Below are 19,962 nucleotides of genomic sequence, written 5' to 3' on the forward strand. Positions count from 1 at the left end.
AGCCTAGACTTAAAGTGTTTGGTCTAATTGGCCAACTTTTCTCATCAGCTCGGCGGTTCGGTTGGCGTAGCCCCATTCATTGTCATACCAAACATAGAGCTTCACTTGAGTGTGATTGATGACGAGTGTGCTTAGTGCATCGACAATGCTTGAGCGAGGGTCGGTTTGGTAATCAATAGAGACTAGAGGGCGCTCTTCATAACCCAGAATATTTTTAAGAGGCCCTTGTTCGCTAGACATCTTTAATAGTTGGTTAATTTCTTCTACGCTGGTGGGGCGCTCCATTTCGAACACACAGTCGGTTAACGAAGCATTGGTCAGCGGTACACGCACAGCATGACCGTTTAATTTACCTTTTAGCTCTGGGAAAATATGGGTAATGGCCGTTGCAGACCCCGTTGTGGTGGGAATCAAGCTGCTACCGCAAGCGCGTGCTCTGCGTAGGTCTTTGTGTGGTGCATCAATAATGGTTTGGGTGTTGGTTATGTTGTGAATGGTGGTCATGGAGCCGTGTTTGATGCCAATGGCTTCCTGTAACACTTTGACAATAGGCGCAAGTGAGTTGGTGGTACATGAAGCGGCTGTCACGATTGGATGTAAATGAGGGTCGTAATCGCCATCATTCACGCCCATAACGATATTCAGCACGCCTTCTTCTTTGACTGGGGCCGTCACGACCACACGTTTTACGCCTTGGTCTAAGTAGGCTTGTAGGGCTGATTTTGTCTTCATAACGCCTGTGGCTTCAATGACAACATCGCATTGTGACCAGTCTGTTGCCCCAATAGTGCTGTGTTGTGTGCACGGAATAATCTTGTCATTAATGATGAGATTGTTACCATCGCTGCTAGCTTCATGGTGCCAACGCCCATGAACGGAGTCAAAGTTGACGAGATGCGCTAAAGTAGCCGCATTGCCTTGGAGGTCATTGATTTGTACAAACTCAATGTCGTCCCAGTCAAATGCGGCACGAAAAGAAAGTCGTCCCATACGGCCAAAACCGTTTATGCCTACTTTTATAGCCATTGTTATCTCCTAATATTATGGTGTGGTTAGCAACAGGTAACGAGTCGCTCTGGTCGGCTACCCATCTGTTCAAGTTGAAGAAAATTACCCTTTAACCAGTGTTGTTGGTGTTCAAGGGTGACGGTAATGACGTCATGTGCCCATTGAGGGAGTGAGTTAAGGGAATAAAATACCCATTGACTCTGTTTTCTGTCTGTTAGTAGGCCAGCTTTTCGCAGTTGCGCAAGATGACGCGACACTTTGGGCTGTGTTTCTCCCAGGGCGGCCATCAGCTCACACACGCAGAGTTCTTCATAATGAGCAATGAGTAATAAACAACGCAAACGGGTCTCGTCGGCAATGGCCTTAAAAAAAATCGTTGGATCAAGGTGCGTCTTTTCAAACATAGTATTTGGCACGGTTTTTAGTTTATATGTGAAATTTCATATATATGGAAAATCGAATATAGCAGATTTTATCAATGGGAAGCGTGACGTTTTGATGACAATTTATATCATGTCAAAAGGGAGTGGGCGTAAACATTAACAATGGGCAGCGTGACGATAACATGCTGCCCATTGTTATATGGGAGGATGGCTACTTGTCTATACTAGCGCAAGATGAGCAATGGAATATCGCTTTCGATGATCATTTTACTGGTGTTGCTGCCAACAAAAAATTGACGCACCTTTGAGTGCGCATAGGCTCCCATCACCATGAGTTCAATGTTGTTTTCATTTCGATATTGAGTCAAAACCGGATAAATATCACCTGCGATCAAAGATGCATTTACCTTGAAGTTTTCTGCTTCCAGAATAGCCTGAGCTCTGGCGAACTTTTCTTTTCTAGCTGGGGTGTCTTCTCCTGCCATGACCATGTGACAGGTCAGTCCTTTCAATAAAGAGCTTTGCGCGATACGAGCAATGGCATTGTCAGCGGCTTCACGGCCATCATAGGCAATCATAAAATTGCTCGGTGCTTTGAATTCCCCAACGGTGATCAATAGTGGATGATGTAACGCCCGTGCCGCCCGTTCAATATGAGAGCCGATTGTGTTGGCTGACATGGCGTGTTCGTTACCATTACGTCCAAGGATGACTAACTTTGTAGAGGATTCTAGACTGATTAGCGTGTCCACCAAATCGCCGTGGCGTTGCATAATGCTGACATTTTGAGCCCCTTGGTCTTCGGCATGGATTTTTGCTTTATGAAGCATGTCTTTGCCATGTTCTAAAGCGAGCTTAGCGCGTTTCTCATCCAGTTCTGTCAGTTCAGCAAGAAGATGCTCTCGGCTTCCCAAACCAATAGAGCCTGATAAGTCACTGTTAGACATGATGCTTTTTTCTAGCGAATGCAATAATGTTAATGGTGACTCAATATTGTTTGCCGCCCATACTGCAGCGTCTGTTACGTATTCTGACAGAAAAGAACCATCAATACAGGCAATTACATTTGTCATTTTTGTTCTCCTTGGGCGCGTCTTAGTGGCCGTTCAACAGTTTGTCTGCTTCTTCTGGTTTGTTGTGCACCCCAAATTTGTCCACCACCGTAGCACTGGCTTCATTCAGGCCGATTACTTTGACTTCGGCACCTTCACGACGGAATTTGATGACCACCTTATCCAAAGCAGCGACGGATGTGATATCCCAAAAGTGTGCGTCAGATAGATCAATAGTGACGGTATCAAGGGCTTCTTTAAAGTCAAAAGACGAATTAAATTGATCTGAGGAGGCAAAAAACACTTGCCCAACAACTTTATAAGTTCGATGAGCTGCTTCTTCATCAATGTCGCTTTTGACGACCATGAAACGCCCAATTTTGTTGGCAAAGAAAAGAGAAGCCAATAATACGCCGACGAGTACGCCAATCGATAGGTTATGGGTAGCGACAACAACACAGACGGTGACAATCATTACTATGTTGGTCGACATAGGGTGTTTTTTTAAGTTGATGATGGAGTCCCAAGAAAAGGTCCCGATGGATACCATGATCATGACAGCAACCAATGCTGCCATTGGAATTTGCCCGATCCATTTACCAAGAAACACCACCATGATCAATAAGAATAAACCTGCAATAAAGGTGGATAAACGGCCACGACCACCAGATTTTACATTAATGACCGTTTGGCCAATCATGCCGCATCCAGCCATACCTCCGATAAAGCCAGTGAAGATATTGGCAACACCTTGACCTTTACATTCACGGTTCTTATTACTGCCAGTATCAGTGAGTTCGTCGACGATGGTTGCGGTCATCATGGATTCGAGTAGACCAACAACCGCTAAGCTAAGAGAATAGGGTAGGATGATTAACAACGTATCTAAGTTAAATGGAATGTCTGGTATCAAAAAAGTTGGTAATGAGTCGGGTAGTGCTCCCATATCGCTGACTGTGTGAATGTCTAGTCCGTTATAAATAGAGAAGATAGTCAGAACAACAATACAGACCAATGGGGACGGTAATGATTTTCCTATTACAGGGACGTAGGGGAATAGGTAAATAATCCCCAGTCCTGCGGCAGTCATGGCATACACCACCCATGTCACGTTAGTTAGCTCGGGAAGCTGTGCCATAAAAATCAAAATCGCCAGCGAGTTCACAAAACCCGTCACAACGGATTTGGAGACAAAGCGCATAAGATTGCCCAGTTTTAAATACCCTGCGATAATTTGAAAAACACCCGTAAGTATGGTGGCCGCAAGCATATATTGAAGACCGTGTTCTTTGACAAGGCTAACCATTACCAGTGCCATAGCGCCTGTTGCGGCTGAAATCATGGCGGAGCGTCCGCCAAAGAAAGAGATGACAACAGCGATACAGAATGAGGCGTAAAGACCCACTTTGGGGTCAACACCGGCAATAATGGAAAAAGCGATGGCCTCGGGAATGAGGGCGAGGGCGACTACTGTCCCGGAGAGGGTGTCGTTTTTTATGTTTGAGAACCAGTCTCGTTTTATTGATTCAATCATTTACTACCTTCTAAATCGCTATTCTTAACTAAAATCATGCATTACCACACATAAAGGGATAGGTTTCTATTTTCTCAGCATGAACGGAAATTTATCGTCATAAGACTATGACGTCTGCATGATGACCGTTTGGTGACATGCGATGGGGAGGTACTTATGCGCTGTGATCTGGTAATGCGTCACATCACACTTATACAGTGAAAATTAAACATGCGCGAATTATAGAGTTTTGACGAATTGATAGCAATTAATGACGAGAGGGATTTTACTTTACTGTAACTCGTCTAGGACAAGCTCATTCTAAAAAGGCTATTGAAATAGTAAGAGCAAAATTACGTTGTTATCTCGTTTTTTTCATTTTTATTTTAGAGATATTTCTTTATAGTTCCTATGCTTTTTTTATTCATATTAATCACCTAGTTGGAATCGTATTGTGGATCTTATTCAAAGTATCATTTTAGGGTTAGTTGAGGGGGTGACAGAGTTTCTTCCCATTTCTTCAACGGGACATATGATCGTTGTTAGTCAATGGTTGGGGATGCAGCAAACAAGTGGGACGAAAGCATTTGAAGTTATCATTCAATTGGCAGCTATCTTGGCCGTTGTAGCTAACTATAAAGAACGCTTTACTCTTAAACACACTCGTTTATGGATCCAGTTGTTCGTCGCCTTTTTACCTGTCGCCATCATCGGCTTCTTATTTAGACATCAAATCAAAGACATGTTTTCGGTTACTGTTGTGGCGACTATGTTTATTGTTGGTGGTGTAATCTTCTTGATTACCGAAAGAGTGATAAAAGATAAAACCCCTAAGGTGGTAGAGCTTGATGATCTTAGCTTTAAACAAGCTTTATGGATTGGCATTGCTCAAGTATTTGCATTGATTCCAGGAACAAGCCGTGCTGGTGCAACAATCGTGGGTGCTTTGTTTGTTGGTTTGAGCCGTAAGGCGAGTGCGGAGTTTTCTTTCTTATTGGCCTTGCCTGTGATGGTCGCCGCTTCCGGTTATGATCTCTTGTCCAGCTATAAAGATTTTGCTAACGAACAGTGGGTGCCACTTCTTGTCGGTTTTGTGGTGGCTTTCATTAGTGCTTATGTTGTGATGAGGTTGTTTATGAGTTTCTTACAGCGATTTACGTTTGTCGCATTTGGCTGGTATCGAATCCTATTTGGTGTGTTGATATTGATTACAGCTCATTAACTGATGAAAAACAGTTTATTAAGATTTTTATCTTAGATGGAAGTATTAATTTGGTCTCGCCCATGAGTTAAGGTAAGAATTGTGTAAAAAAAATGCCGCTATTGTACCAAGGTACAATAGCGGCATTTTTGTAGGTGCTCTATTCTGACGTTAATTAGAAATTTAATCGTCTTATTTAGGAAACCACATAATGAGCGACAATCAGACTTCGTTTGCAACACTGGGTAGCCCAATTGGCTTTTTCTCTCAAGTCAGTGGAACTGTCATTGTTCGATCGTTAGATGGAAAAGAGCGCGTAGTGCACGTCGGTGACCCTATTTATTACGGTGAGACGGTTATTACCGGATCAAGTGATAGCGCTACCATTAGTTTTGTCGATGGAACTCAAGTGGTTATAGGCGGTGAATCCATCGTCGAAATGAACGATGAAGTGTATACACCGGGTGATACCTCTACCTTAGCTCAAGACTCATCAACAGATGCTAACTCGCTTCAACAAGCTATCTTAGCGGGGCAAGATCCAACGCTAATTCAAGACGCACCAGCGGCAGGTAACGAAGTTATTGTTAGCGAACAAAGTGCTGATATTGTCACAGTAGAACGTCTTAATGAGACTGCTACGCCAACCTACGGCTACGATACAAATAACAGCTTTACTTCGAGTACAGGTGGTAATGACACAACATCGACACCGTCAAGGGACCGCGCGGCCTCCGTTATTAGTGTGGCGGGCACGACGACAGGAGATGCAAGCTCTACTGTTGTTAATGTTGCACGGGTTGCTGATTCAAGTGCGACAGAAGGGCAAAATGTGTCCTTTGGGGTAACACTTTCAGCTGCCACTGCCACAGTACAAACATTTACCTTAACCCTATCCAATATAACAACGAGTTCGGCTGATTTAAGTGCCTCTGGCATTACATTTACAAATGGTGTAGTGAACAATAATAACGGCACGATTACCGTGCCCGCAGGGGTAACGAATTTTACCGCTAATGTCCCTACTGTTAACGATACTGCTAATGAGTCGAATGAAACTTTCACGTTGGCGATTGGTGGTATCAGTGGGACAGGCACAATCATTGACAATGATGTTTCTAGGCCAGTTATAACATTGGCGCCATCCAGTGATACGGGTAATTCTTCCACAGACGATTTAACGAACGATACTACCTCTACCTTTAACTTAACCAATGTGGATAGTGATGCATCAACCGTTGAAGTATTCAAAGGGACAACCAAACTTGGAAATGCTACTCAAGACGCTAATGGCAACTGGACCTTTACTGCGAGTAACGGTCAGTTAACAGAAGGGGCCAACTCTCTTACTGTAAAAGTAACCGAAACGGGAGGAAATACAGCCACATCAAATCCGCTTACTGTGACGTTAGATACGGTAGCGAGTGCTAGTATAACGGTTAATCCGATTGCTGGTGATGATGTGCTAGATGCTGTAGAAGCAGCTGGTACTGTCGTAATTAGTGGTACTGTGTCTGGCGATGCGGCGGTAGGTGATACCGTTACTTTATCCATCAATGGTAACAATTCACAATATTCAGGTCTCGTCTCCGCAGCGGCTAATGGCAGCTTGATCTATAGTATCAATGTTGATGGCAAAGACTTAGTGGGTAATAGTCGTGTACAAGCCAGTGTGTCAGGTAGCGATGCCGCAGGAAATACATTTAATGTGACATCGTCACCAAGCGATGGTATTTACCAAGATAAAAGTCAGGTTATTGCCAGCTTGGATGATGGCAAGGGTTTTACGCCAGAAGGCGATAATGCTGTTTTTACTCTTTCTCTAAATCAAGTCGCTTCAGACGATGTTACTGTTAAGTTGACGACGAATTTTATTACTGCCGGTGCCAATGATATTGGCACGATGACAGCGAGCTATGTTGATGGTAAGGGGCAAACTCAGTCACTTGTTATCAATGCAGATGGTACGTTAACCATTCCAGCAGGTGTGACAAATGTTGCCTTAACTGTTCCAACCATTGATGACTCAATTTCGGAAGGAAATGAAAAATTCAGTGTGCACGTTGACGGTGTAACAGGTGTGACAGCAAATGACACCGCTACCACCACTATTATGGATAATGACGGTGAACCTAAGATTAGTAGTATCAGTTCTGCTGTTAATGCTAATGGCGGTGCGGTTGAAGAAGGTGATACAGCTACGTTCACCGTAAGCTTAAGCAATGCGAGTAGCACAGCTCAAACATACTCATTTAGCTTAGGTGGCAGTGGTGATAGTGCCACAAAAGGAACGGACTACAGTAACAGTGTTGCATTTAGCAATGGCGTCAGCTTGAGTACTGATGGCAAGAGTCTCACTGTTCCTGCGGGGGTGACTACGTTTACCGCAACAGTTCAAACAATTGATGATACAGTCCATGAAACAAATGAGACCTTTACGTTAAACGTAGGAGGTCAATCTGGGGTCGCAACCATCATTGATAATGATGTTTTAGCGCCTACCATCGACCTGAACGCCAGCAGTGACAGTGGCGACAGCGACAGCGACAACCTGACCAATGACACGACCCCGACGTTTACGTTGGGCAATATCGACAGTGACGCGAGCACGGTGCAAGTCTTTAATGGCACGACCCTATTAGGCAATGCCAGCTTGGTTGGCGGGGTCTGGACCTATACGGCGAGCGCGGGTCAGTTGTCCGAGGGCAGCAATGACTTATCGGTCAAAGTGACGGATAAGGCAGGCAATAGCGCGACCTCCGATGCGCTTGATGTCACCTTAGACACGAGTGCAAGTGCAACGATTACGATTGATACGATTGCGGGCGACGACATCGTCAACGCGGCGGAAGCGGCGGGCACAGTGACCATCACGGGCGCGGTGGGCGGCGATGCGAAAGAGGGGGATACCGTCACCTTGACGGTGAACGGCAACTCAACCGATTACACCGGCACCGTGAAAGCGGACGGCACTTACAGCATTGATGTCAAAGGCAGCGACTTGGTGGCGGATGCGAACCACACGATAGTGGCGAGCGTCAAAGGCAGCGATGCGGCGGGCAACGCCTTTACCGCGACCAGTGCCAGCAGCGACGGTGGCTACACGGTCGACACCACGATCAGCAAACCAACGATCGACCTGAACGCGGGCAGTGACAGTGGCGACAGCGACAGCGACAACCTGACCAATGACACGACCCCGACGTTTACGTTGGGCAATATCGACAGTGACGCGAGCACGGTGCAAGTCTTTAATGGCACGACCCTATTAGGCAATGCCAGCTTGGTTGGCGGGGTCTGGACCTATACGGCGAGCGCGGGTCAGTTGTCCGAGGGCAGCAATGACTTATCGGTCAAAGTGACGGATAAGGCAGGCAATAGCGCGACCTCCGATGCGCTTGATGTCACCTTAGACACGAGTGCAAGTGCAACGATTACGATCGATACCATTGCGGGTGATGATGTGCTTACAGCCGCTGAAGCTGGAGGGCCTATTACTATAACTGGCACAGTCGGTGGCGATGCGGCAGTGGGAGATCAAGTAACGCTTAAAGCGAATGCTATTACTGAGATCGGAACTGGGACTGTTATAAAGTCAAGTACTGGAGAGCTGATCTACAGTATTACTGTTGATGGTAAAGACTTGGTGGGTAGTAATAATGTGCAGGCCATTGTTACTGGAACAGATGCCGCGGGTAATGGTTTTGAAGCAAAATCGGACACTTCGGATGGGCGTTATCAAGATCATTCAACCGTTTACGCTTCTATTGACGATAATGGTTTTGCGATTGAGGGCGATAATGCAGTTTTCACTGTCTCTTTGAGTCAGCCTTCTTCTGATGATGTGAAAATTAAGGTCTCAACGGTATTTGATACGGCTACCTCTGCTGATATTGGAGTGATGACAGCCAGTTATATTGATGAAAATAAGGTTGTGCACACTTTAGCTATTAGCTCAGATGGCATTATCGATGTTCCAGCTGGAGTCACTAAAGTAATACTCAATGTTCCGACGATTGATGATTCTATTGTTGAAGGCTATGAGACATTCGGCGTAAAAGTGGAAGGGGTATCAGGTGTTTCTTCTAATGAAGATTCAGCAACCACCACTATTATCGATAATGATCTTCCAACGCCAACGGTAACGATTACTGAAGATAAGAATAACGATGGCTTTATTGATCAGAGTGAGTTATCAGGTGATATTGATGTAAAAATAGGTTTGCCTAAGGGCGTTCTTGAAGGCCAGACAATAGTTGTTACTGATGGTACAACAACTGATGATATCACATTACACGCGGCAGAAATTAGCGCAGGTTTCGTGACTAGCTCGTTCGCGAGTCCTGGAGAAGGCAAAACGATTACGGTTACTGCGACGTTGACTGATATCTTTGGCAATAAGTCTGCAAACGCGACAGATAGTGCGGTTATTGATACTCATATCAGCACACCAACCCTTGATCTTAACGATGCAAGTGATTCGGGCGTATCAGATACAGATAACTTAACGAATGACACCACCCCGACCTTTAGCTTGGGCAACATCGACAGTGACGTGAGCACGGTGCAAGTCTTTAATGGCACCACCTTATTAGGCAATGCGACCCAAGCCGCCGATGGCAGCTGGAGCTACACCGCCAGTGTGGGTCAGTTGTCTGAAGGCAGCAATGACTTATCGGTCAAAGTGACGGATAAGGCAGGCAATAGCGCGAGCTCCACGGCGCTTGATGTCACCTTAGACACGAGTGCCAGTGCCACGATTACGATCGATACCATTGCGGATGACGACATCGTCAACGCGACAGAAGCGGCGAGTAGCGTGACCATCACCGGCGCCGTGGGCGGCGATGCAACAGAGGGGGATACCGTCACCTTAACCGTGAACGGCAAGGCCACCGATTACACTGGTATCGTCAAAGCCGACGGTACCTACAGCATTGATGTCAAAGGCAGCGACTTGGCGGCCGCTGGGAACCACACGATAGTGGCGAGCGTGAGTGGCACCGATGCGGCGGGCAACCCCTTTACCGCGACCAGTGCCAGCAGCGACGGTGGTTACACCGTCGACACCACGATCAGCCAACCCACGATCGACCTGAACGCCAGCAGCGACAGTGGTGACTCGTCGACGGACAACCTGACCAACGACACCACCCCGACCTTTAGCTTGGGCAACATCGACAGTGACGTGAGCACGGTGCAAGTCTTTAATGGCACCACCTTATTAGGCAATGCGACCCAAGCCGCCGATGGCAGCTGGAGCTACACCGCCAGTGTGGGTCAGTTGTCTGAAGGCAGCAATGACTTATCGGTCAAAGTGACGGATAAGGCAGGCAATAGCGCGAGCTCCACGGCGCTTGATGTCACCTTAGACACGAGTGCCAGTGCCACGATTACGATCGATACCATTGCGGATGACGACATCGTCAACGCGACAGAAGCGGCGAGTAGCGTGACCATCACCGGCGCCGTGGGCGGCGATGCAACAGAGGGGGATACCGTCACCTTAACCGTGAACGGCAAGGCCACCGATTACACTGGTATCGTCAAAGCCGACGGTACCTACAGCATTGATGTCAAAGGCAGCGACTTGGCGGCCGCTGGGAACCACACGATAGTGGCGAGCGTGAGTGGCACCGATGCGGCGGGCAACCCCTTTACCGCGACCAGTGCCAGCAGCGACGGTGGTTACACCGTTGACTCCACGCCACCGACTTTGACGTTGGACAACGATGGAAAAGTTTCTGTGTCTGAGGAGGGGCTACCTGGAGGCGATGGTAACGGTGCTGTAACGGGCACAGGCTCTTTCAGTGTTACAGATAATGATAGTAGTTTGGCTGTGTCGTTAAGTTTCGATGTTAGCCTGTCGACTCAGAACTTAACGTCTGGAGGTAAGACAATCCAATGGTCTTGGGATGATACTACTCAAACCCTAACTGGCTATACTGGAACAAAAGGTGGCAGTGATTATAGCCCGGTTCTGACTGTTGGCTTGACGCAAGGCAGTGATGGTAATTGGTCTTATCAAACCACATTGTTAGAGCCACTTGATGACAGAGCATCGAATGGTGATCCTACAAATAATGCTAATGTCGCATTTAAGGTGGATGTGAAGGACAGTGCAGGTAACGAAAGTGCGAGTAATGTGAATATCGACATCGTAGATGGTACGGTTCATATTTCGCAGAATTCGTCAGATGGTTACCATGTTTCAACTCAAGGTATTACACAGGTTGTCACAGGAACTTACACCTTTGCCACACCAGATGCATTGTGGAGCCCTTCTGACTCGACAAGTTCTGGGCATATTGTGGATAGTTCACAATATCAGGATCATGGATTTACTATCGAAGCGATCGGTTTTAATAGTCAAGGAGGATTAGAGAAAGCAGATGTATTCGAAACAGCATATCGTGGTTTATCTGTTTACAGCCCTGATGCACCTTCAGATATTCAGGAGTTACCAGGGGAAATCTCCGTTCGCGATGGTCGTTCTGAGGAGATTATCTTTAAACTTGAGCCTGGTCATTTAGCATTTGGTATTAATGCTCAGCTCAGCTCTCTTTATATTGATGGCGTTCAAGGTGATGCGGCTAATGAAATCGCGAAAGCAATCTTTTATCGCGATGGCGTAGAAGTTGGCTCTACCAGTAACTTTACTGCCGATTCTTCCGGTGGGCACTTAACCACAAATTTAGAATCCATTCCAGGCGGCTTTGATGAGGTGCGTTTCGTCGCCGTTGATAATGGTACAAACTCTGATAATGCATCAAATAGTGATTTTGCTATTCAGTCTATTTCCTTTATTGGTGCCGACTCAGATCAGCCTATCGCTAGTGCAACTGGGCAAGCAGAAGCGCACTCAGCAGATGGCATAAAAGGGTATACGTTGACGGGATTAGTCGACAATTTTGGCTATCAAGTCACGCTTAGCGATGATAACCACACGCTTGTCGCAAAAGACGGAGATGGTCATAAAGTATTTGAAATTAAGTTAAGTGAAAATACCGGTACTTGGGATCTATTGCAGTATCAGGCTGTTCCGAATGATATCCAGTTTAAGATAGCCGCTGTTGATAATGATGGAGACAGTTCAGCAACGACGGTTAAATTGGAGTTAGCTGGCGTGTCGAGTGCAGCACCAACGGTTGATATAGTTGATGATTCGAACAATGACGGGGTAATTAACAAATCTGAACTGAGTAGCCACAGTGGTAACATCGACGTCAAGGTGAATTTACCAGCGGGCGCGGTGGTGGGCAACATCATCACGGTGACCGCTGATGGTCAGATGTCACAAAGCATTACCATAACGGCCTCTGCATTAATAGCTGGGTTCGTCACAGCGACCTTTGCAAGTCCAGGCGATGGTAAGGAAATCACATTTGATGCAGTGTTAAAAGACCAATATGGTTATACCAGTGATCATGGTTTTGTCAGCGCTGAGGTGGATACCACCGCAAGCGCTACAATAACGGTTAATCAAGTCTCTGAGAATAAGATTGATCTGGCTGCTCAAGCGAATTCAATGATAGACGTTACTGGTACAGTAAGTGGTGATGCTAAAGAAAAAGATGTGATTACTCTGACTGTAAATGGACACACTTACATTGGTGCTGTGTCAGAAGACGGATCCACTTACAGTATTGCGGTTGCCGCAGTTGATTTGAAAGCAGATCATAATCCTGAGGTGAGTGTTGCTGGTAAGGATTCAGCGGGTAATTCGTTTACAGCTCATGCTGTAATGGGTCTGGAAGACAAACCTGTTACCGGAAGCGTGACTTTAGATTCTGGTGATTCTATCTCGACTTATAGTGTAGAAGGGGTTAGCGGGGCTCTGCAAACTGGTAAAAGTGTTACTCTTGATGATGGGACTCTAACGGTTAATGCTGATGGTTCTTATAGCTTTGTGCCAAATACCAATTGGTCTGGTGATGTTCCTACTATTTCTTACATTACCGCTAATGGTGAAACATCGGACCTTAATATTACAGTGTCGGGCGTTGCCGATACACCTGTGTTTACAGATCATGAATCGAACCATACTGTTGGTGATGGACTGGTTTTACAACAATGGATCGGAGTATCCAACAACCCTGATTTGACTCCCGGTACTCGAACTGATGGCGAAACCGGTGGGAATGGAGTATCGGCTGATACCTTGCAAACAATTGTTCAAAACGTTGTTGATGGGGTCTATAGCTCCGCAGTAGTTAGTGAAACTACGAGCACAACTGATCTTAAGGCAGATACAACTATTGCACCTGGAACGCTAACGGTTGTTTCGGGTTATATTTATCTTGAAGCTGGTAAAACCTATCAATTTACTGGTTCAGGTGATGATAGTTTATATGTAAAAGTTGGTGATAGCATCGTTGCCCATGCAAACTGGGGAGTGAACCAAGGAGCAATTGAAGGGGGCGGTTTCACAGTTGAGACATCTGGTTTTTACTCTGTTGAGTTTGCCCATCAAAATCAATATGGGGGCGGTAGTTATTCTGTTGGTATTAGTGTTGATGGAGGTGTTACTCATGATTTGAGTACAGAATACTATCAGCTATTTAAAAATGAATCTTCAATTGAGGCTTCAGGAGAGAGATTACACCTTGAATATTCTGCTCAATATGGTGATGTCTTAGTCGCTTATCCAAATAACGAAGGTGCAGAAGACACTTCTATACCAATAGATGGATTTACCGTTGCTACCCCTGATACAGATGGTTCGGAAACCTTGGGTACAACCGTGACGGGAGCACCAGTTGGTACGACGTTAACTATTACTGATTCGCAAGGCCACCCTGTTTCCTACACCTTCGAATCGGAAAATCAAGTGATTGATCTTGGTACGACGACAGATTTTAATAATATGTCTATCAAGGCTCCGGGTGATTATTCTGGTAGCTTCTCTTTAGCATTTACAGCGACATCGACTGAAGCAAGTAATCACGATACGGCGAGTGCGACAAAAGAGATCAATGTAACGGTCGATCATACTCCTATTTCCGTAGAGGGCGTTGAGGATACTGTTTTATCACTTAGCTGGAATGAGCTTCACATTAGTGATTCGAATAGTGACTCGTTGTTAGGTATCAAAGTAACTCAAATTTCCGGTGGTGGTGAACTGCAGGTTCAAGACAATACTGGACGTTGGTTGGTAGTAGCAGTTGGAAGTGAGTTGACTAAGGCACAATTTGATGGGGGGCATGTTCGTTTTGTTCCCGGTACAAATGAGTCGGGTGTAGATGGTTACGGCGGTACAGGGGTAGGCAATCAGCAAGCTGATTACGCTCATATTAGCTTTAAACCTGTCGATAGCCACGGGCTAGTGGGAGATGAAGCTACATTAACGGTTGATATTAAGCCGGTTGCTGATATGCCGGATCTAGCTATTTCGATTGGCGGACTAGTGGATAGCAGTGATTCTGAGGTTGTTGTTAAAAATGGCACAACACCTGTCTTTACGATTCAAGGTGAAAATGTTTCTCTCAGTGGCGGCGGTATTGTCATTAGTGCGAACGATGGTACCTACAATTCTTCAGGCAATATTAACGATAATAATTCTGCCCATGCTGATGTCATCGTGGTTAAGGGGCTATTTTCAAGTATTGTGAATAATGGACAAACTTTGAAAGGGATTGATGGTGGGGGTCATGATTATCTGTATCTGACAGGATCACAAAGCGATTATACATACAGTAATTATACCAATAATAATGGATTGATCAGCTTGAGTGTTACTGACACAAGTGGATCGACTGTTGTTGTGAATAATATTGTTGGTGTTGTCTTTGGCGACGGAACATCCTATAAAAATTTACTGACGACGACACAATCTGAAGGCAGCGAAACCCATAATCTTAATCTATCAGCAGCGCTGACTGATACCGATGGTAGTGAGACGTTAAGTGGCATTACTCTTTCTGGAGTACCAACAGGAGCGGTCATACATGGAGATGGTGTTAGTAAACTAGAAAATGGTAACTGGTATATTGATAATCCTACGGGTAAGGATCTAAAGGATCTAGGGTTAACTATTTCCGTACCGAATGGTTCAGATGCATATGCTATTACAGCGACAGCAACCTCATCAGAAAGTGTTGGCGGTGACAGTGAGTCCGCTCATATGTCAGCTCAGCACGCAGAGCTAAATTTAGCGAGTGCTATATCGTCGGTAGAGTCATCTGTTCAGTTTACCGATGACAAATTTAATGATTTGACGAGAGATAGTTCCAGTGCAACCGATAGTCAATTAACTTGGGGAGCTGATAGCACCTATGGTAGAAGTGCATTGAGTGTTGAAAATGTTGCTTCATCGAGCAACGTTAACACAGGAGATGAATTCGTTGTTGCTAAACTGACTCACGTAAATCAGGAGACAAGCGTAGATAAAGACAGTTTAGTCTCAACGAACTTAGCCATTACCGCCGCTTTGACGATTAATGGAACGGTGGTAAACGTGGATTTATCGTCTTTGATTACAGCGGATGATACACTGAACTCAGGGTCTCAAACGGGCGATTCGCTGACTTTGACGGCATCTAGTATACCAGTTGAGGTGAATGGTGTTCGTTATAGTGTGTCTTTAGATGGATTCTTAGACAGCAATAATCAAGTTGTGACGACTGTAACGACTCCTGAAAACCAAACGAATACTTACTCGGTTGTGGCTCATGTAGAGCCAGTTAATTCGGATTCACTAAACTCGATAACAGGTATATTGCATACAGAAGCGACTGCTGATGATCCAGTAGATCATGTTGTCGCTAGCGTGAGTCAGCCTGGAGATGTACTTTCTACTGTTGATGGTGTCAGTACCATTACTAATGATCAGGGCGTATTTAGTGTAAGCGCTGATGGCCACTACACCTATACAGCCAGTGATAGCCTCATGGGATCATTAAGTAAAGGTCATTCACAAGACGTGAATTACGAGTATACCGTGGTTGATAAGGACGGTGATTCGGTCACCAATAGCATCAATATTACCGTTCATGGTACAGGAAGTACGGTTACTGAATCGAGTGGTACCACTTTTGAGTCTGGTGCATCAGCTATAGAGAATGCAGCTGGTAATCCTTATTATGCTTATTCTGACTCTGATTGGGGTAATTCTCTTCAGGGTAATAATCCTAATAACTGGCGGAGTGGAAACGATACGATTTATGGTAACGGCGGAGACGATACTATCTATGGTTTGGGCGGAAACGATTTGCTTACCGGTGATGATGGTAATGATGAACTACATGGTGGAGACGGTAATGACTACTTATTAGGTGGTAGTGGCGATGATATGCTATTTGGTGGCGCTGGTAATGATGTCTTGGACGGTGGATCTGGTCATAATGTCCTCACTGGTGGATCTGGTGATGATTTATTTATTTTAGATAAAGGCGCTACCAATACCATTACCGACTTTAATGCCAAAGATGATGCGTTAGACATAACGGATTTATTGTCTGGTGCGACAGGTGACCCTGGTAAGGATGCATCCACTGATGCGATTGAAAGTTTCTTATCAGCCCATGTATCGGTTACTGATAAACATGTCAAGGTTAATGGTCACGATGTGGCTACTTTTGGCAGTGGTAGTTCTGGCGCAACGGATCATACATCATTTGACTCTAACGGTGATGGTCATGTAAACAGCACCGACTCGATCAAAGTTGTTTACAACGATCACGAGTACAATATCAACCTAGACGGTTAAGTCTTTTCTTTACCGATAGATGGATGAAAAAAGCCCGAATTACTTTGTAACTCGGGCTTTTTTACGTCTTCAATGTAATGAACAAAACGGACTGTTTTGTGGATAGACTCCGTGTTTATACGCCTAAGCCAATGGGGCAACTGACGCCAGTGCCTGCGAGTCCACAATAGCCATTTGGATTTTTGTGTAAGTACTGCTGATGATATTCCTCCGCGAAATAGTAAGTCTCGAGAGGTTCTATTTCGGTGGTGATCATCGCGTAGCCTGCTTCTAAAAGCTGCTTTTGATAGGCCGCTTTGCTAGCTTCTGCGATGGCAATATCGTCATCACTCATGACATAGATAGCAGAACGATATTGACTACCAATATCATTGCCTTGACGCATTCCCTGTGTTGGATCGTGATTTTCCCAAAAGACTTTCAAAATGGCTTCTAATGACGTTTCTTTTTTATTAAATAAGACTTTTACTACTTCAGTATGACCCGTTTGACCTGAACAGACTTCCTCATAGGTTGGGTTAGGCGTGAATCCTCCTGCGTAACCAACTGACGTGGCTACAACACCAGGTGTATTCCAGAGCTGGCGTTCTGCTCCCCAAAAACAGCCCATTCCTAGTACAACTTCACTTTCATCGGTGCTTGGTTGACGTGTCATGGATTCTGAATTGACGGCATGGATGCCAGAGATAGAAAGCGGTTCCGGCCTGCCCGGTAAGGCTGCGTCTTTATTCGCGGGTAAGGAAGACTTTTTAAGAATTTTTTCAATACTATTTGACACGATTCTTCTCCAATAGCGCATGCTCGGCTCAAGCATAATGAATGGTTGTTGAGGATGTTAATAGTGTTGTAATCATAAAATACAATACATAAATGATCGAACATCGTTATTGCGTTTTATTTGCATTATTTCGCGCTAAGTTTTTCTTTTTTAAAATAAAAACGGCAAAATGGATAATTCCCTGTTGACTATTTTTATAACTTACCTATAATACGCACCTCGTTGAGACGGGGAAAGCAAAATAAACCGTTGCTTTTAAGTTAACACCTATCTTAACGTATCACTTTGTGAAAAAAGAATTAGTCGCGGGATGGAGCAGTCTGGTAGCTCGTCGGGCTCATAACCCGAAGGTCGTTGGTTCGAATCCGGCTCCCGCAACCAATCTACTGTAAGATCGTTGGTACTCTTTTTACTAGAAAAGGGCTCCCACAATCCTTTCAGAAACACATCGTAAAAATTAGTCGCGGGATGGAGCAGTCTGGTAGCTCGTCGGGCTCATAACCCGAAGGTCGTTGGTTCGAATCCGGCTCCCGCAACCAATCTACTGTAAGATCGTTGGTACTCTTTTTACTAGAAAAGGGCTCCCACAATCCTTTCAGAAACACATCGTAAAAATTAGTCGCGGGATGGAGCAGTCTGGTAGCTCGTCGGGCTCATAACCCGAAGGTCGTTGGTTCGAATCCGGCTCCCGCAACCAATCTACTGTAAGATCGTTGGTACTCTTTTTACTAGAAAAGGGCTCCCACAATCCTTTCAGAAACACATCGTAAAAATTAGTCGCGGGATGGAGCAGTCTGGTAGCTCGTCGGGCTCATAACCCGAAGGTCGTTGGTTCGAATCCGGCTCCCGCAACCAATCTACTGTAAGATCGTTGGTACTCTTTTTACTAGAAAAGGGCTCCCACAATCCTTTCAGAAACACATCGTAAAAGTTAGTCGCGGGATGGAGCAGTCTGGTAGCTCGTCGGGCTCAGCTTTTTACCCATTCGGCACAGCCATTGAAGATCGTTGGTTCCTTTCTTATGCTATAAACAGCGGCTCCCGCAACCACTTCAATGAAATGCAAATTTGCTTGTGACAAGATCACAAATCTGACGCGGGATGGAGCAGTGGCTCTCGGGCTCAGCTTTTTACCCATTCGGCACAGCCATTGAAGGTCGTTGGTTCCTTTCTTATGCTATAAACAGCGGCTCCCGCAACCAATCTACTGTAAGATCGTTGGTACTCTTTTTACTAGAAAAGGGCTGCCACAATTCTTTCAGAAACACATCGTAAAAATTAGTCTATCGCGGAGCAGTGGCTCTCGGGCTCAGCTTTTTACCTATTCGGCACAGCTGTTCGAAGGTCGTTGGTTCCTTCGTGCTTGAGTTTAAATAATTGGCAGTGGTCTTTTGTATTCCCCCCAAAATACACCATTGTCTGGAATCAATGGAAAAGTGTTGTAGATTTTGGGGTTAAGCTGTTTATATTAAGGGTTGGTTTTTATATTGATGGTCTGGGTAACGATTATGAATGTTATGTTGGGAATCTAAACTTTATTGTTCAACAAAGGCATAGGTATAAAATGTTTAAGCTTGATACGCCAAGATTGCTACTTCGTGATATGCAGTTTGATGATGAGGCCTCTTTTGTTGCGATATCTCAGAATGATAAATATCAGCGATTTTATAATGAGGATGATTGCGATCCTGACAAATACAGACAATTAACTAAATTATTTATTAATCAGTCGCATGAGGTGCCCCGAAAAGCTTTTCAATTAGCGATTGAGCATAAAAGTAGCGGAAAATTTATTGGTACGGTTTGCCTACGTTTAGAATCAGACCATCAAGCTTCGATAGGGTGTGGAGTCTCTAGGCTGTACCAGGGAAAAGGACTAACTCGGGAAGCTGCAAAAGCATTAGTGAGTTTTGGCTTTGCGGAACTTGGTATTCATCGGCTTTATGCTGAAACGATTCGAGAAAATGTCGCCGCAGTGCGCTTGTGTCAATCGTTAGGAATGAGGCAGGAGGCTATTTTTCGCGAACATCGATTTTTCAAAGGTCAATGGTGGGATACGGTGGTGTTGGCTATCTTGCGTAGTGAGTGGAGCCAATTCCACTAGCGAGTTTAGGCTTACTACTGTTTATCTATGAGGTGATTCATATGGTTATGAAAACCTAATGATAATGAGCGAAGGGAGAAGGATTCAATAGTGGAAAGTAAACGCCTCAAATTAGTGGCACCATCAATGGCGCACCAGCCCAAATGGCAAAGTCAGTAACACAGTGGTTTACGCCAAAATTGCCTTATAAGATTAGTAACGGGTTAGATAGAAACAA

At 45.1% G+C, this 19,962-nt stretch carries 8 protein-coding genes and 4 tRNA genes; 7 read left to right on the forward strand and 5 right to left on the reverse strand.

Features of this window, described 5'->3' with window-relative positions:
• Positions 1–9: 9 nt before the first annotated feature.
• The 4 genes from MSP8886_RS11195 to MSP8886_RS11210 form a co-directional block, all read right to left on the reverse strand.
• Positions 10–1,026: an ArsJ-associated glyceraldehyde-3-phosphate dehydrogenase gene (locus MSP8886_RS11195; RefSeq protein ID WP_067016418.1), complete on the reverse strand. Its 1,017-nt coding sequence runs from the start codon at positions 1,024–1,026 to the stop codon at positions 10–12.
• Between the two features lie 26 nt (positions 1,027–1,052).
• The gene (locus MSP8886_RS11200; RefSeq protein ID WP_067016420.1) at positions 1,053–1,412 is read right to left on the reverse strand and encodes a metalloregulator ArsR/SmtB family transcription factor; all 360 of its coding nucleotides are present in this window, start codon (positions 1,410–1,412) and stop codon (positions 1,053–1,055) included.
• 203 nt (positions 1,413–1,615) lie between these two features.
• Entirely contained in the window at positions 1,616–2,464 is an 849-nt protein-coding gene (locus tag MSP8886_RS11205; RefSeq protein WP_067016421.1) for a universal stress protein, read from the reverse strand.
• A gap of 22 nt (positions 2,465–2,486) precedes the next feature.
• Positions 2,487–3,977, reverse strand: a complete 1,491-nt coding sequence (locus MSP8886_RS11210) for a SulP family inorganic anion transporter (RefSeq protein WP_067016423.1) — start codon at positions 3,975–3,977, stop codon at positions 2,487–2,489.
• Between the two features lie 433 nt (positions 3,978–4,410).
• On the opposite strand from MSP8886_RS11210, the gene MSP8886_RS11215 reads away from it, so the two are divergent.
• Positions 4,411–5,178: an undecaprenyl-diphosphate phosphatase gene (locus tag MSP8886_RS11215; RefSeq protein ID WP_067016425.1), complete on the forward strand. Its 768-nt coding sequence runs from the start codon at positions 4,411–4,413 to the stop codon at positions 5,176–5,178.
• Between the two features lie 190 nt (positions 5,179–5,368).
• Positions 5,369–16,864 (forward strand): retention module-containing protein, encoded by an 11,496-nt coding sequence (locus MSP8886_RS11220; protein ID WP_067016427.1) that lies wholly within the window; start codon positions 5,369–5,371, stop codon positions 16,862–16,864.
• Between the two features lie 115 nt (positions 16,865–16,979).
• On the opposite strand, the gene msrA is transcribed toward MSP8886_RS11220, so the two are convergent.
• Positions 16,980–17,642 (reverse strand): peptide-methionine (S)-S-oxide reductase MsrA, encoded by a 663-nt coding sequence (gene msrA / locus MSP8886_RS11225; protein WP_245659084.1) that lies wholly within the window; start codon positions 17,640–17,642, stop codon positions 16,980–16,982.
• 304 nt (positions 17,643–17,946) lie between these two features.
• On the opposite strand from msrA, the gene MSP8886_RS11230 reads away from it, so the two are divergent.
• The 5 genes from MSP8886_RS11230 (at position 17,947) to MSP8886_RS11250 (ending at position 19,745) form a co-directional block, all read left to right on the forward strand.
• Positions 17,947–18,023, forward strand: a tRNA-Met gene (locus MSP8886_RS11230).
• Positions 18,024–18,104: 81 nt separating this feature from the next.
• Positions 18,105–18,181: transfer RNA gene (locus tag MSP8886_RS11235), tRNA-Met, on the forward strand.
• An 81-nt stretch (positions 18,182–18,262) separates the two neighbouring features.
• A tRNA-Met gene (locus MSP8886_RS11240) sits at positions 18,263–18,339 on the forward strand.
• 81 nt (positions 18,340–18,420) lie between these two features.
• A tRNA-Met gene (locus tag MSP8886_RS11245) sits at positions 18,421–18,497 on the forward strand.
• A 507-nt stretch (positions 18,498–19,004) separates the two neighbouring features.
• Positions 19,005–19,745 (forward strand): GNAT family N-acetyltransferase, encoded by a 741-nt coding sequence (locus tag MSP8886_RS11250; RefSeq protein ID WP_245659085.1) that lies wholly within the window; start codon positions 19,005–19,007, stop codon positions 19,743–19,745.
• The last annotated feature ends 217 nt before the right edge of the window (positions 19,746–19,962 follow it).

This window comes from Marinomonas spartinae (genome assembly GCF_900089775.1).
In the GTDB taxonomy this organism is placed as follows: domain Bacteria; phylum Pseudomonadota; class Gammaproteobacteria; order Pseudomonadales; family Marinomonadaceae; genus Marinomonas; species Marinomonas spartinae.

What these genes read in the sequence shown, in the direction of transcription:
- MSP8886_RS11205 (WP_067016421.1), bottom strand. Translation starts at nt 2,464, where the DNA reads ATGACAAATGTAATTGCCTGTATTGATGGTTCTTTTCTGTCAGAATAC.
- MSP8886_RS11195 (WP_067016418.1), bottom strand. Translation starts at nt 1,026, where the DNA reads ATGGCTATAAAAGTAGGCATAAACGGTTTTGGCCGTATGGGACGACTT.
- MSP8886_RS11220 (WP_067016427.1), top strand. Translation starts at nt 5,369, where the DNA reads ATGAGCGACAATCAGACTTCGTTTGCAACACTGGGTAGCCCAATTGGC.
- MSP8886_RS11210 (WP_067016423.1), bottom strand. Translation starts at nt 3,977, where the DNA reads ATGATTGAATCAATAAAACGAGACTGGTTCTCAAACATAAAAAACGAC.
- MSP8886_RS11200 (WP_067016420.1), bottom strand. Translation starts at nt 1,412, where the DNA reads ATGTTTGAAAAGACGCACCTTGATCCAACGATTTTTTTTAAGGCCATT.